13 protein-coding genes are annotated in these 14,655 nt (G+C 58.8%); 8 read left to right on the top strand and 5 right to left on the bottom strand.

What is annotated here, in order from left to right; genetic code table 11:
• Positions 1 to 89 precede the first annotated feature (89 nt).
• The 3 genes from AN476_RS11010 to AN476_RS11000 all read right to left on the bottom strand — a co-directional run bounded on the left by AN476_RS11010 (position 90) and on the right by AN476_RS11000 (position 5,918).
• On the bottom strand, positions 90 to 1,364 hold the full coding sequence (locus AN476_RS11010; RefSeq protein ID WP_054461623.1) for an MFS transporter: 1,275 nt from the start codon (positions 1,362 to 1,364) through the stop codon (positions 90 to 92).
• Between the two features lie 194 nt (positions 1,365 to 1,558).
• Positions 1,559 to 2,629, bottom strand: coding sequence for a tRNA preQ1(34) S-adenosylmethionine ribosyltransferase-isomerase QueA (gene queA, locus AN476_RS11005; RefSeq protein ID WP_054461622.1), 1,071 nt, complete (start codon positions 2,627 to 2,629; stop codon positions 1,559 to 1,561).
• A gap of 73 nt (positions 2,630 to 2,702) precedes the next feature.
• Positions 2,703 to 5,918 carry a DUF3971 domain-containing protein gene (locus AN476_RS11000; RefSeq protein ID WP_054461648.1) on the bottom strand — a complete coding sequence of 1,072 codons (3,216 nt, stop codon included), beginning with the start codon at positions 5,916 to 5,918 and terminating at the stop codon, positions 2,703 to 2,705.
• 294 nt (positions 5,919 to 6,212) lie between these two features.
• On the opposite strand from AN476_RS11000, the gene AN476_RS10995 reads away from it, so the two are divergent.
• The 4 genes from AN476_RS10995 to AN476_RS10980 all read left to right on the top strand — a co-directional run bounded on the left by AN476_RS10995 (position 6,213) and on the right by AN476_RS10980 (position 9,764).
• Positions 6,213 to 6,674, top strand: a complete 462-nt coding sequence (locus tag AN476_RS10995; RefSeq protein ID WP_054461621.1) for a peroxiredoxin — start codon at positions 6,213 to 6,215, stop codon at positions 6,672 to 6,674.
• Positions 6,675 to 6,844: 170 nt separating this feature from the next.
• Positions 6,845 to 7,684 (top strand): ferritin-like domain-containing protein, encoded by an 840-nt coding sequence (locus tag AN476_RS10990; RefSeq protein WP_054461620.1) that lies wholly within the window; start codon positions 6,845 to 6,847, stop codon positions 7,682 to 7,684.
• Positions 7,685 to 7,891: 207 nt separating this feature from the next.
• Positions 7,892 to 9,223: a M23 family metallopeptidase gene (locus tag AN476_RS10985; protein WP_054461647.1), complete on the top strand. Its 1,332-nt coding sequence runs from the start codon at positions 7,892 to 7,894 to the stop codon at positions 9,221 to 9,223.
• Entirely contained in the window at positions 9,213 to 9,764 is a 552-nt protein-coding gene (locus AN476_RS10980; protein ID WP_054461619.1) for a polymer-forming cytoskeletal protein, read from the top strand. The genes AN476_RS10985 and AN476_RS10980 overlap by 11 nt, the downstream gene beginning before the upstream one ends.
• Positions 9,765 to 10,057: 293 nt before the next feature.
• Here AN476_RS10980 and AN476_RS10975 read toward each other — a convergent pair whose 3' ends face one another.
• Together AN476_RS10975 and AN476_RS10970 are read right to left on the bottom strand one after the other, a co-directional pair.
• Complete coding sequence (locus AN476_RS10975) at positions 10,058 to 10,606, bottom strand: peptidylprolyl isomerase (RefSeq protein WP_054461618.1); 549 nt, start codon at positions 10,604 to 10,606, stop codon at positions 10,058 to 10,060.
• The gene (locus AN476_RS10970) at positions 10,599 to 11,105 is read right to left on the bottom strand and encodes a peptidylprolyl isomerase (RefSeq protein WP_054461617.1); all 507 of its coding nucleotides are present in this window, start codon (positions 11,103 to 11,105) and stop codon (positions 10,599 to 10,601) included. Before AN476_RS10970 ends, AN476_RS10975 begins: the two co-directional genes overlap by 8 nt.
• 138 nt (positions 11,106 to 11,243) lie before the next feature.
• Here AN476_RS10970 and pgk point away from each other — a divergent pair, with 138 nt between their 5' ends.
• The 4 genes from pgk to AN476_RS10950 all read left to right on the top strand — a co-directional run bounded on the left by pgk (position 11,244) and on the right by AN476_RS10950 (position 14,655).
• Entirely contained in the window at positions 11,244 to 12,434 is a 1,191-nt protein-coding gene (gene pgk / locus AN476_RS10965; RefSeq protein ID WP_054461616.1) for a phosphoglycerate kinase, read from the top strand.
• A 286-nt stretch (positions 12,435 to 12,720) separates the two neighbouring features.
• Positions 12,721 to 13,020: a septum formation initiator family protein gene (locus AN476_RS10960; protein ID WP_054461615.1), complete on the top strand. Its 300-nt coding sequence runs from the start codon at positions 12,721 to 12,723 to the stop codon at positions 13,018 to 13,020.
• 246 nt (positions 13,021 to 13,266) lie between these two features.
• Positions 13,267 to 14,262 (top strand): pyruvate dehydrogenase (acetyl-transferring) E1 component subunit alpha, encoded by a 996-nt coding sequence (gene pdhA / locus AN476_RS10955; protein WP_054461614.1) that lies wholly within the window; start codon positions 13,267 to 13,269, stop codon positions 14,260 to 14,262.
• Between the two features lie 3 nt (positions 14,263 to 14,265).
• Positions 14,266 to 14,655: a VOC family protein gene (locus AN476_RS10950; RefSeq protein WP_054461613.1), complete on the top strand. Its 390-nt coding sequence runs from the start codon at positions 14,266 to 14,268 to the stop codon at positions 14,653 to 14,655.

The raw sequence follows: 14,655 nt of genomic DNA, 5'->3' as shown, positions 1-14,655 counted from the left end.
CAGTTTTGACAAGTGACCCCAGGTCACTTTTTGCAACACCTGGGGTCAAACGATGAAATATTCCTCACAAAGCCATTGGGTTAGCGCAATCACCCGGATTCATTGGCGGCTTCTTGCTCTTCGATTTCGGTTTCAATGGCATATTCCTGTGCGAACTCGACCACCACAGGCGAACCGGTCGGCGTCATTGGGGACATGATACCGGTCTCATCAGCGGGAATCGCTGCCCGCTGCGTGGTGCGATAGAGCGCATAGACGGCCAGAGCGATCAGCAAAATCGCCATGAACAAGAAGTATCCCGGCGGACCAAAGACCGCATCACTCATGATCCAACCGGTGATCAACGGACCTGCAATTGCCCCCAGCCCATTGATAAAGACCAAGCCCCCCGAGGCCGCTGCCATATCGTCATGATCCAGATAGTCATTGGTATGGGCGATCAGCAGCGAGTAAAGCGGGTTGGACATGCCGCCAATGAAGAAGGCCGCCAGCAACAAGAAGCTGTATTCTCCGCCCATCATCATGCCCAGGATCGCCGCCCCGCCGCCCATGGCGGAGACGCCAAGGACCAGCACCCGGCGATCCATTCGGTCGGACATCCAGCCCAGAGGATACTGCAGCACAATCGCGCCGATATAGAAGGTGGCGATAAAGATCGAGATCTGCGACAGGGTCAGCCCGGCTTCTGCGGCATAGACCGCGCTCATGCCAAACTGAGCGGAGAAGATCCCGCCCAGCAAGAACATACCAACACAGCCCAGCGGCGAGACATTCATCAGCTCGCGCAGCGACATGGGCTTGGTGGTTTCAAAGGCAGGCGTCGGCGAAATCGACAACAAAATCGGCGCAAAGGAGACTGAAATCACAACGGAGGCAATAACAAAGGTCTCATACCCTGCAGGATCGCCCACCAGCATCAAGGCCTGAGCCGTGACGATACCCATGGTCTGAACGATCATATAAAGCGACAGCGCCTTGCCACGGTTGGCATTGTCAGAGGCGTTGTTGAGCCAGCTTTCCGCCGTCACATACACGCCGGAGAAACAAAACCCGATCAAGGCCCGTCCCAGCATCCAGGCGATAGGGTTGGCGACCGCAGGATAGAGGATCATCACTGCCGAGATCAGCGAGGCAAGCGCTGCAAAGACCCGCACATGGCCCACCCGTCGGATCATCTCTGGTGCCAGACGCGAGCCCCCCAGAAAGCCGATAAAATAGGCCGACATCACAAAGGACATCTGCAGGGTCGAGAACCCCTCCATCGCGCCCCGCACGCCCAGAATGGTCCCCTGCATGCCATTGCCGATCATCAGCATGCCCATGCCCAAAAGCAGCGCCCAAGCGCTCGACAAAACCTGCAGCATTGCGGTCTCTCCTTTGCCGTCGGGCACGGGGCTGGCGAAACAGATGTTACGGCAGCAGCGGCCCGTCTGGTGTTAGTGACGGGGGTGCCCCTGATTTCAGAGGCAAGTGTCAGTTGATGTGAAATTCGAACGAAACGCGGTATCCTGCTCTTATCAGAGCGGATCTTATCCGTGCTTGTCTACATTCATTCGCGTCACTTCTGCGGCGTATTCGTCGCATGGGGCAATAAAAGCGACCCATCTCCATAAGAAAAGAAACGATAGCGGCTGTTCACCGCGTGATCATAGATCTCACGGACGCGCTCCTGCCCCATCAGCGCCGAGATCAGCATAAGAAGGGTGGATTTTGGCAGGTGGAAATTGGTCATCAGGGCATCTGCCGCGTGAAAAACAAACCCCGGATAGATAAAAATATCCGTCTCGCCCTCCCAGGGTTTCACATGCCCGGACCGCGCCGCACTTTCGATCAGGCGCAGGGCCGTGGTGCCCACCGGGATCACCCGCCCTCCGGCGGCTTTGGTCGCGGCGATCTCGGCGGCGGCCTCAGCGCTGACCCGGCCCCATTCAGCATGCATCTTGTGGCTGGTGACATCCTCGACCTTCACCGGCAGGAACGTCCCGGCTCCCACATGCAGAGTCACATAGGTGAACTGCACGCCCTTGGCCTGCAGTGCTGCCAGCAGCGCCTGATCAAAATGCAAGGAGGCCGTAGGCGCTGCAACCGCGCCCGAATGGCGCGCCCAGACGGTTTGATAGTCTTCCTTATCCTGCGCATCCGCTGCCCGTTTGGCCGCGATATAGGGCGGCAGCGGCATAGCGCCCGCTGCATTCAGAGCCGCGTCAAAATCGTCGCCGCTGAGGTTGAAGCGCAGCCGCCCCTGCCCCTCAGCCACGTCGACCAACTCGGCAGACAGGGAGCCAGAAAACACCACCTCTTCGCCAATCTTGACCTTCTTCAGCGGCTTCAACAACGCCGTCCAGCTGCCATCTGCTTTTGGCTCCAGCAGCGTCACCTCGACTTTGGCGGCCATTTTGCCCTGCGCGGTGTCGCGATGCCGCAGCCCAGACAGCCGCGCCGGGATCACCTTGGTGTCATTCAGCACCAAGCGGTCACCAGGTTGCAACAGATCAAGCAGATCGCCGATATGGCCATCTGTCATCTGGTCAGGCGTGGCCACAAGCAGGCGGGCTGCGCTGCGCGGCGTCGCCGGGCGGGTGGCGATCAGCTCGTCGGGCAGGTCAAAATCAAAATCACTCAGTTTCATGCCGCCCCTTTAAGGGATCTGTTGCCCCTTGGCTATGGCCCGACAGGTCAGCGCTGCAACAAAAACCTGAGCTCTAGCGATAGCCACCGTCATTGGTGGGCTTGTGGTCGGGATTGGTTTTTTCTTCTTGTGGAGCTGCGCCGGGAACACTGGGGGCCTTGCCGCGGAAGATTTCGCGAAACATGCCCGGTGCCAAGGCTGAGAGCGGATTGACGCTGACCTTTGGATCATCCGAAGTTCCCCTCAATTTGAAGGCAAAGCCAAAGAGCCCCTCCCCTTTGCGCGAGACCACCCGGCCAATAGCATTGATGATATAGATTGGTGAAATCACACCGCGCATATTCAAAGCGCCGGTTTTCAGGTCATAGATGCCATCCATCGACAGCCCCATTGAGGGACCAACAGCACTGCTTTCATGCAGAACCAGATGGGTGGAGCCCAGCCGGAATTTCGCCTCCATCCCGGTGAACAAAATTCCCCCACCCGAAAGCTCATCCAACAGGCCAATCACGCTGATCGCGTTCAGCAGCGCCGCCATCGACGGGGCATTTTTGATCCGGGTGTTCTTGATCTTGATTTCGCCATCATATTCTCCGGGTTTATCTGCCGGGACGAGTGTCATGTCAAAGCTCCCCCCCCGGCCATGACGCAGAATGCCAGCGGCCTGAAACACTCCGCCCGCGTCCTCTGATCGGATACGGGTGGCAACACCGCCTGTTTTTGGCACCACAACGCCAGAGACCGGCGTCGCGCCGTTTAGGTTGCCGGTGAACTGGCCATTCAGTCCTCCCTGTGTAGAGAAACGTCCCTGAAACCCGGTCAGGGCGATGCTTTCGGTAACCTGCAGGCGGTCCAACCGCATGGAGATCGGACCCGTCTGCGCGCTGCCGCCTGAGCTGCTGCCGCTTTCACCAGAAAACGGTGCATTTTGCATATCCAAGGTGCCGCTGGTCACCTGAATCTCTGCCAACCCATTGCGCAGGCCCAGGAAGTCCACAGTGCCTCGCATCCAATTGCCGACGGTGACAGCGCCCAGATGCGCTTGTTTTAGCCCCCCATCTGTATTGGTCGTTACCCAGCCTTGGGCCCGCAACCCCGGCGCAGTGAGCTCCAGCCGGTCGATCTTGACGGGGGTTGCCAGGGTCACATCCATTTCCAGCTGACCGCTTGCAGCGGGAGCTTTCCGCCAGCTGATCGGAGGGATCCGCAGATCAACCCCCACCAGATTGGACGAAAACCGCAGCTGTGGCGGACGATCCGGGAGGATATCCAGCTGGTAGTTGCCCTGCCCCTGTCCCGCCACTGTCCCCCTGGGCAGGCCGATTTGCAGAGTATCCAATGCCTGCTGAGTGATGTCGATCTGTCCGGTCACCCGGCTTGCTGGGCTGGCCTGCGCCCCCACTGCTTGGCTCCATGTCGCCGTAACAGGAATACCGGACAACTGGCCCGAACCGCTTAAAGTAACCCGCCCCTGATCCCCGGTCAGAGCCAGAATTTGTGCCGCGACCTGGTGATTGGGCACAAGCGTCGCGCTTTGCACCGCATTGACGCTGCCCTGATAGTGATAAAGGATTTCTTCGGGCGCGACCTTGGGTTTCAGCGGCAGTGCCAGGGTGCCCGTTAGTTGGAGCTCTCCCTCGGCCAGATCAACGGGCAGGTTTGCTTTATCCATGATCGAAAGTGGCGGCCGGTTCAGCAATGACAATCCGGCCGTAACCGAGCCTTTGGCCATCACCCGGGCAATCCCCGGCGTGCCATCGCGCACCGAAGTATCGGGGATAATAAAGGAGGTTCCGGCGACCTCCACCTCGCCCCCCGCGTCAGCGGTGACGGTTCCAGCAGAGGCCACCACCACCATGCGGGTGTTATAGAGGCTAAAATGGCCCGCGCCGCCTTTGACCCGGGGCATGTGCTTTTGGAATTTGACCTCAGCACCAGTGAAATTTGCGTCCAGGGCATAAAAGGGTTTGCTGCTCCCCTTGCCACGCAAGGCAAAATTCACATCCTGCGCCTGAGCCTGAAAGATGTTTTGCAGCACCCATTGGCGTGGTTTTTCCGCCGCCCCGGCCGGCCACAACGATTTCACCTGAGCCAGATCCAATTCGTCAGAGCGGGCATCCAGAGCATATTCCCAGCCCTCCGCCCCGGTTTCGATTTTGCCATTGAGCCGGATCTGCCGCCCCTCATGCTCTATCAGCATCTCTCCCAGCTGAAAGCGAAACGGCTCAGGCTCGAGCCGGAAGTCCACTGTCACTCCGGAAAAAACCTGGGGTGCATCATAGAGCCCGCGTGGGTTGAGGGTGAGATCGGTAAACTGCAATTGCCCCACCAGATCGGTCAGGCGACCGTCGCTGATCCCGGCCAGTTCCGCATCCCCCTCCATCACGCCCGAGCCCCAGCCGCTGCTGATCTTCAGCTCCTCAAAGCGCAGCCTCTGCTCCAATGGAAAGAAGGTGAAATAGCTGTGCGCCCCGTGGATGGGGATTGGCAGGGTTTCCGGCGATGGCTGGATCACCCCCTGACCGATCTGCAGACCAGCGGCAAGCGGCAAGAGCCCGCCATCGCTGCTGATCCCACCGCGCAGGGAGCCCGAGATCGAAGCCCGCAGCACCTGCAACCAACCCAGAGCCGGGGCCTGTACCGCAATGTCTTCGCTGGCAATATCCCTGATTAAAAACCCAAATTCCGCCGCAGCATCACCGATGTCAGATTGGTAATTTGCCTCTACTGATCCCACGTCCTCGCGGCCGCTGAGCACCGAGAACCCGGACGAAATGGTCAGCGCCTGCCCGGCCCGGGAGAACTGAACATGCCCCCCGTCCAGTGTCCAGACACGGCCAATCCGGGCATCTTCATAGCGCAGGGTGACGCCATCGGTGGAGATCTCGGTCAAAGAGGAGAGGACAGGCAGTTCAAACTGCCGATCCCATTGTTCGATCAACTGCGGCAGGTTGGCTGCCTGCCGCAACGGCGAGCCCCCCTGCGAGAGGCTGAGTGCAACCCCATCTGCCTCGCGCCGCAGATTGGCATAAAGCCCGCTCAGCGAAATGCGCTTGGGCTGAATGCGCCCGCGCAGCAGCGGCCGCATCGCCATCGAGATCTCCGCATCAGCAAGCTGCACAATCGGTACCCCATCCGCGCCGCGCAACGTCACATCCCGCATCCCGATGCGTGGCCGCCACCCGTGGTTCACCACCAGATTGAGATCGCCAAATTCCAGGGAAAGCCCGTTCAGATCGCGCTCGATCCGCGCCTCGATGCGCTGGCGCAGCCAATCCGGCGCATCCATCTTGGTTCCTATTCCAAAATAGATCGCCGCCGCGGCAACAAAAGACAAAAAAGCCACCAGCCGGATCGACCAACGTAGCGCGCGCAATCGCCGCGACCGGCGTCGGGGCGCGGGCGCCCCCACAAGCGCATCGACCTGGTGGGCCAGGCCGTCGTCTTTTTCGCCTAACGGTTCGATCGGTGTTTATCCTTTGCCCTTGATGGCCTAACTATAACAGGCAGCCCTTGCCAAACCGTTCGGGCCAAGCCAATTGCGGGCCAAATTTTGGACCCAGCCCTTCAGGAGACCACATAAATGCTCGAAACAACTGATCCGGCCCCACTGTTCTGCCTGCCCCGCGATGGTGGCGGTGATGTCTCGCTGGCAGAGATGAAAGGCCAGGCCGTTGTTCTGTTTTTCTACCCCCGCGATGATACCCCGGGCTGCACCAAAGAATCCATCGGGTTTTCGACACATCTGCAAGGCTTTGCCGATGCCAATACCCAGGTTTTTGGAATTTCCAAGGACCCAGTGTCAAAGCACGAAAAATTCATCGCAAAACATGAGTTAACGACACCGCTTCTCTCTGATGCCGAAGGCAGCACCTGCGAGGATTACGGCGTTTGGAAAGAGAAGAACATGTATGGCAAAAAGCACTGGGGCATTGAGCGCTCGACCTTTTTGATCGATGCGCAGGGGCATATCGTTCGGATCTGGCGCAAGGTGAAAGTGGCCGGCCATGTGGAAGAGGTCCTGGAGGCTGCCCGCGCCCTGTAAGCCCCTATCTCTTATTCCGGCAACCGGGTGAAATCACCTGTGAGGCGCTGCCTCACACTCCGGAATATTTTTGGAAAGATGAAAACACCCGTCGCGCAGATCTGAAGCCATGAGATGGCAGAGCCACAGAGCGCGCGGCTGGTATTTCCTCCTTGTTGTTGAGACTGACCATGACTGCTCCGCTAACCCTGGCCCAAATGGCCGAAGATGTGCTGACCACCGCAGATGGGGCCGAAAAGATAGCCCTGTCCCGCCGCCATGCTGCCGCCTGGGCTGCGGCCCGCCAGCAAGATCCCTGCCCAATCGAGATTGGCACCGCCAATCCGCCGCTCCATCCGGCACGCCCAGAGCGACCCGAGTTGCTGAGCCCACGGGATGTGCCCAAGCGCAAACCTGGCAGCGAAGCTGGCCGCATCGCCATGCTACATGCGGTTGCCCATATCGAACTCAACGCTGTGGATCTGCATTGGGACATTATTGCCCGCTTTTCCCATGTGCCTTTGCCCATTGGCTTCTTTGACGATTGGGTCAAGGCAGCGGATGAGGAATCCAAGCATTTCAGCCTGATCTGCCAATGTCTGGAGAGCCTGGGCAGCTATTATGGCGCCCTTCCGGCCCATCGCGGCATGTGGCAGGCCGCAGAAGACACGGCAGAGGATCTGATGGGGCGGCTTGCGGTGGTGCCGATGGTTTTGGAAGCGCGAGGGTTGGATGTGACCCCCGGCATGATCAAGCTGTTTCAGCAGGCCAAGCTCAGCCAGGCGGTGGAGGCCTTGGAGGTGATCTATGCCGAAGAAGTCAGCCATGTGGCCTATGGTTCCAAATGGTTCTATTTCCTCTGCGGACGCGACAATCTGGACCCCAAGGAGGTTTTTCACGGGTTGGTCAGAAAATACTTCCGCAGCCCGCTAAAGCCTCCGTTTAATGAGGAAAAACGCGCCGATGCCGGCATTCCTCCGGATTTTTACTGGCCCTTGGCGGATCAGATCAAACCCATTGCGGGGGTCTGAACGCCAGTTCGACACCGGGGTCTCCCCATAGCACTGGCGGGTTTTCGCCCAAATCAACCGGTGCTTGGGGGCCGGCGATGCACCGCAGCGCAAAACCCGCCTTCTCACTTGCCCAGGCCCGCTGTGATGGCTAAAGATTTCCCGCAGAGGCTTTTGGCCGGGAATGGCGAGGGCTCTGCAAGAATGGGATGGCACAAGGATCAGCATGTGCGAACACGTCTGGCTATTAGAATACACGCCTTTCTGGAAAGACATTTTCCAGAACGCCGGGTCTTTTTGAAATCGGATACCGACACCCGATTTGTAAGGCTCCGGTCCGGCACACAGTTGATCGCAATGACCGGGATGGTGGCTTTTGTTGCCTGGGCCATTGTCGCCACTGCTATCGTCTTGATGGACAGTATCGGGGCCGGGAATTTCCGCGAACAGGCCAAACGGGATCAGATCACCTATCGCGCCCGGCTCAATGCCATCTCAAACGAGCGCGATGCCCGCGCCGAAGAGGCCCTGGCGGCGCAGCAACGGTTCAACGCCGCTCTGGCGCAGATCTCGGTCATGCAGTCCGAATTGCTGACCTCGGAGACCCGGCGCCAAGAGCTGGAAACCGGCATTGAAGTGATCCAGACAACCCTGCGCCAGACCATGACGCAGCGCGATGGCACCCGGGCCGAGCTGGAAGAGCTGCGCCAGACTGCGCAGGACGAGGGATCGACCCAGATGGCCGGGGCCGCAGCGCCTTTGCAGATGGATTTCCTGTCAACGGTCTTGGCTGAAACGGCCACGGAACGCGATCAGATCGAAGCTGATGCCAGGGACGCGCTGGAACAGCGGGCCGAAATGGAGCTGGAGCTGGAGCTGCTGAACGAGCGCAACGATCAGATTTTCCGCCAGCTTGAAGAAGCGGTGGCCGTTTCGGTCTCCCCCTTGGACAAGATGTTTAGAAATGCCGGCATGCCACCAGATCGTATTCTGGAACAGGTGCGTCGCGGATATAGCGGTCAGGGCGGTCCGCTCAGCCCTTTAGCCCTGTCCACCCGCGGTGAGGAACCCTCCGCGGATGAGCTGCGCGCCAACCAGATTCTCAATCAGTTGGACCAGTTGAACCTGTACCGGATGGCCGCCCAACAGGCGCCTTTTGCCTCGCCAGTCAATCTGGGCCTGGTGCGCCAATCCTCGGGTTTTGGCTACCGGCGCGACCCCAAAACAGGGGGGCGACGACTGCACAAGGGGTCAGATTTTGCCGGGCGTACCGGCACCGATATCTATGCAACCGCCGATGGCGTTGTCAGCCATGCCGGCTGGCAATCCGGCTATGGCAAACTCGTAACCATTCAGCATGCTTTTGGCATTGAGACGAAATACGCTCATAACTCAAATCTGCGCGTAAAGGTCGGCCAAAGGGTCTCGCGTGGCGATCACATTGCTGATATGGGTAACACCGGACGGTCCACCGGCACCCACCTCCACTATGAGGTAAGGGTCAATGGCAAACCCGTAAACCCGATGATCTATATCAAGGCTGCACGAAATGTTTTCTAAAAGCAAAATCAACGAGCCCGGTCCAAAACAGGCCGAGGCGACCCCAACAGCGGCTCCGGCGGCCTCATCCGCGCCTGTGGCTCCTGCCAGCGATTACAAGCCCTCTGCCCCAAAGGCAAAGCCTCCTGCGTCGCTGCTGAGCTCGGATCTGCATATCACTGGCAACCTGAAAACCTCGGGTGATATCCAGGTTGAAGGCACCGTTGAAGGTGACATCCGCGCGCATCTGCTGACCGTCGGCGAAACCGCCACCATCAAGGGCGAAGTGATCGCGGATGACGTTGTGGTCAATGGCCGCGTTGTGGGCCGGGTGCGTGGTCTCAAGGTGCGTCTCACCGCTACCGCCCGCGTTGAAGGCGACATCATCCACAAAACCATCGCCATCGAGAGCGGCGCCCATTTTGAGGGCTCTGTCCAGCGCCAGGATGATCCGCTGACACCCGGCGGCAAAAAGGCCGCCCCGGCCGCTGCGCCCGCCGCTGCACCTGCCCCTTCGGCAGCTGTCAAAGCGGCCACAGCCGCTGCCAAAGCCGATAGCTAAGCCGAATTAGATGCCATCCTTTCAATGAGGTCAGGCATCAGGTCGTGTGAACAATTTGAACGCCGTAGACTTTGTCTGCGGCGTTTTTCCTTGACCTGTATCTCTTGAATTCTCCCTCCGCCCTACTCGGATACAGGGCTCTGGCCGACTAGGCTAAACCTTGGCCACAGCCAACCCCACCGCACGATCACCCCTAGGAACAAAAAAGCCGCGCCAGAAACAGGTCTGGCGCGGCTCAATACTCGATTGTCTTCCGCAGCCCCAGGAAATCGCCCAGGGTCGCGCTAGATCATTTAGTCAGTGACGGTCACTTTGCTCATCATGTCGGGCTTGCCCACAACAGAGCCATTGCCGCCAGTGCCCAGCTTAATGGCATCGACCACCTCCATGCCTTCGGTGACCTGACCAACAACAGTGTATTGTCCGTTGAGGAAGTGACCTGGCTTGAACATGATGAAGAACTGGGAATTGGCACTGTTTGGATTGGATGACCGCGCCATGCCCACGATGCCCCGATCAAAGGGACGATCAGAGAATTCAGCGGGCAGGTCGGCACGATCGGAACCGCCCATCCCGGCGCGGCTCATATTACCGCCCTCCATCAGGCCAAACTGAACGTCGCCGGTCTGCGCCATGAAGTCTTCGATCACGCGGTGGAACACCACTCCGTCATATTTGCCTTCGGCGGCCAGAGCAGTGATCTGTTCCACATGTTTGGGGGCCAGATCCTCAAACAGATCAATCTTGACGGTGCCATTGGCCTCGCCTTCGATCTGGATCTCAATCCCGGAGGCCAGCGCAGAACCCGCCAGCAGGGAAAAGGCTGCAGCGAGTTTAAACATCTGCAGCCACCTTGACGCTGATCATGCGATCAGGGTTCGCTGGCGGCTCGCCCTTAACGATGGCGTCAACATGCTCCATACCTTCGATCACACGACCGTAAACGGTGTACTGACCGTTCAGGAAGTGGTTGTCTTTGAAGTTGATGAAGAACTGCGAGTTGGCCGAATCCGGGTTAGCAGAGCGCGCAGCACCCAGGGTGCCCCGGTCATGTGGCAGGCTTGAGAACTCAGCAGGCAGGTTTGGCAGGCTTGAGCCACCGGTGCCAGCCGAGCGCAGGTTGAAGCCATCTTCCATATCGCCATTGGCCACATCACCGGTCTGCGCCATAAAACCGTCAATCACCCGGTGGAAGCAGACGTTGTCATATTCACCACCACGGGCCAGTTCCTTCATGCGCTCGGCATGTCTGGGGGCGACATCAGCCAGCAGCTCGATGACGACATTGCCGTCTTTCAGCTCGACGATGATGGTGTTTTCGGGGTCTTTATACTCGGCCATGAGGCCCTCCTGTCTGCAAAATTTGCACTGATAGTTAAGGGTAGCGCTCGCAATTGCCAAGGGAGCATTGACTGATGGCTAAAAAGCGCTGAAAGAACGGCCTGGAATACCCGCGATATTTGCACAGAGGAGCCTCTGATGGGCTGGAAAACACTCGACGACATGGATCTCAATGGCAAACGCGTCCTGGTACGTGTGGACATCAACGTACCGCTTGTTGACGGCGTCGTTACCGATTCCACCCGGATCCGCCGCATTGCGCCCACAGTGCGCGACATCCTGGCCGCCGGTGGCAAGCCGATCCTGCTGGCGCATTTTGGCCGCCCCGGTGGCGAGCGACGCGAAAACCTGTCGCTGAACCAGCTGATCCCAACCCTGGAACGCGCCTTTGAAACCAAGGTAAGGTTTGCAGCCGATTGTGTTGGCGAAGGCGCCAAGGAAGCGGCAAGCACCCTGCAGCCCGGCGATGTATTGTTGCTGGAAAACACTCGTTTCCACGCCGCCGAAACCAAAAATGATCCAGATCTCGCCGCTGGCATGGCAGAGTTGGGCGATATCTATTGCAACGATGCCTTTTCCGCTGCCCACCGCGCCCATAGCTCGACCGAAGCCCTGGCCCGGCTACTGCCTGCCTGCGCCGGTCGGCTGATGCAGGCAGAGCTGGAAGCGCTGGAAAGTGCCCTGGGCGCCCCTGAGCGGCCAGTGGCGGCCATTGTTGGTGGTGCCAAGGTTTCGACCAAGCTGGAGCTGCTGGGCAATCTGGTGGAGAAGGTCGACTATCTGATTATTGGCGGCGGCATGGCCAATACCTTCCTCTGGGCCAAAGATCTTTCAGTCGGGGTCTCCCTGGCGGAACGCCTGATGAAAGACATCGCAGCGGAAATCATGGCCAAAGCCGAAACCACCGGCTGCAAGATCGTTCTGCCCTGCGACATCGTGGTCACCGAGAAATTCGAATCCCACGCGCCGCACCAGATCCTGCCAGTGGATCAGTGCCCGGAAAACGGCATGATCCTCGACGCGGGTCCCGAAAGCGTCAAGGTGATCCACACCATCTTTGAAGAGTGCAAAACACTGATCTGGAATGGTCCGCTGGGGGCTTTTGAATTTGAACCCTTTGACGCCGCGACCAATGCTGCAGCGCTCAAGGCCGCCGCTCTGGCCCGCGCAGGCCAGCTGACCGCGGTTGCCGGCGGCGGCGACACTGTGGCGGCGTTGAACGCCTCGGGCGCAGCCGGAGACTTCACCTATATCTCCACAGCTGGCGGCGCCTTCCTGGAATGGATGGAGGGTAAGACCCTGCCCGGCGTTGCAGCCCTGGAAAACTAGGCTCCTGTCACCCGCCCCTCTTGGGTAAAATCAAAACACCACCAACCGCCGATCCGGGTCTCCCCCTGGGTCGGCGCATTGCTTTGGGCCCCGGCTGCCACGTACCGTTCATCTAGCCTTCAGATCTTGCAGAGTGATTTCTTAACAGATCCTTAATGGTGACTTTTCTATCCCCTTGGAGTCAAAAGGGGATTCACAAAGCGAATCACTTGTGTCATAACCAAGTCAGAGGCCGGACCAACTGGCCCAACAGCAGACTTGAGCAGAAAACATACAGGCACTTCCATTGTCCCGAAGCAGCAAGCCTTCCATAGGATCCTTTACCTTTTTTGTCGTCGCATTTGCGCTTGGCGCATATTTTACCTTTGCGGCGGTTCAGGGTGACTTCGGGCTGTTCAGACGGGTTGAGATCCAGGCAGAGGCCGAAGAGCTTCGCTTGGATCTTGATCGTTTGAACCTGGAAATTGCCGAGATCGAAAACCTAACTCACCGTTTGTCGGATGATTATCTCGATCTGGATCTGCTGGATGAACAGGCCCGCGCCGTGCTTGGCCTGCTGCGCGCTGACGAAATCGTCATCCAATAAACCCTTTTTGCACCCCTGTTGTGGCACAGCTGCCTGATCCGGCTGTTGAACAGGTGCGACCATCATGCAACCATATCAGGACTGCAGCCCAGGAGCGGCCTCTCTGGCGCGGCATTTTTGCATGCGCCACAGGCTTTCCTGCGGTGAAATGACCTGAGGTCACAAAATGTCTCGCCAGCCGCGCCAAATTCAATTATGAATTAGTTTAACACTAAACTATCTAGCCTCAAGGGGGAGCCCGCACCGATGGCAGCTAGGAAAAGCACAAAGAAACCAAATGTTTCTGCCGAGGAACTGACACAATACTATCGTGACATGTTGTTGATCCGTAGATTCGAAGAAAAGGCGGGTCAGCTCTATGGCATGGGTCTGATCGGTGGCTTCTGCCATCTCTACATCGGACAAGAGGCCGTTGTTGTCGGTCTCGAAGCCGCTGCCGAGGAAGGTGACAAGCGCATCACCTCCTATCGCGACCATGGTCACATGCTGGCCTGCGGTATGGATGCCGGCGGTGTCATGGCCGAGCTGACCGGCCGCGAAGGCGGGCTGTCCAAAGGCAAGGGTGGCTCGATGCATATGTTCTCGAAAGAGAAGCATTTCTACGGCGGCCACGGTATCGTTGGCGCACAGGTCCCCCTGGGGGCCGGTCTGGCCTTTGCCGACAAATACAAGGGCAACGGCCGTGTAACATTTACCTATTTTGGGGATGGGGCTGCCAACCAGGGCCAGGTCTATGAGACATTCAACATGGCGGCGATCTGGGATCTGCCGGTCATTTTTGTCATCGAGAACAACCAATACGCCATGGGCACCGCTCAGGCGCGCTCAACCTCGACCCCCGACATCTACACCCGCGGCGAAGCCTTTGGCATCCCCGGTGAAGCCGTCGATGGCATGGATGTTTTGGCTGTAAAGGCTGCCAGCGAACGGGCCACTGCTCACTGTCGCTCCGGCAAGGGCCCCTATATTCTGGAGGTCAAAACCTATCGCTATCGCGGCCACTCGATGTCGGACCCTGCCAAGTATCGCACCCGCGAAGAAGTGCAGAAAATGCGCAGCGAGCGGGATCCCATCGAACAGGTCCGCGATCTGCTTCTGACCGGCAAACATGCCACCGAAGAGGATCTGAAGGCGATCGACAAGGAAATCAAAGAGGTGGTCAACCAATCCGCCGAATTTGCCCGCACCAGCCCCGAGCCTGCGCTTGAAGAGCTCTGGACCGACATCTACGCGGAGGTCTGAGCCATGCCGCATTTTGAAATCCACGTCAGCGAGATTGAAGCCGCCAAGAGCTTTTACGCGGGTCTGTTTGGCTGGAGCTTTGCTCCCATGCCGGGCGGCGAAGAGCTGGGCTATCATCTGATCGAAGGCCCCGAGATCGGTTCCGACACGGGACTGACCGGTGGCCTGATGGCGCGCATGGGGGAGGCCCCATCGGCAGGTGGCCCGGTTCGCGGCGGCACCATGACCTTTGAGGTCGCAGATTGCGATGAACGCTACGCCTGGGCGCTGGCCAATGGCGGCGCCGAAGCGCTGCCCCCCACCGACTACCCTGGTATCGGGCGCTGCGCCTATGTGGAAGACGGTCAAGGAAACATCGTCGGGATGATCACCCCGGCCCCGGAGGAAAACTGA

This window comes from Phaeobacter sp. 11ANDIMAR09, from assembly GCF_001294455.1.
Classification (GTDB): Bacteria; Pseudomonadota; Alphaproteobacteria; order Rhodobacterales; family Rhodobacteraceae; genus Pseudophaeobacter.
The sequence above is the reverse complement of the archived record's forward strand: the minus strand, read 5'-3'. Positions and strand labels throughout refer to the sequence as shown.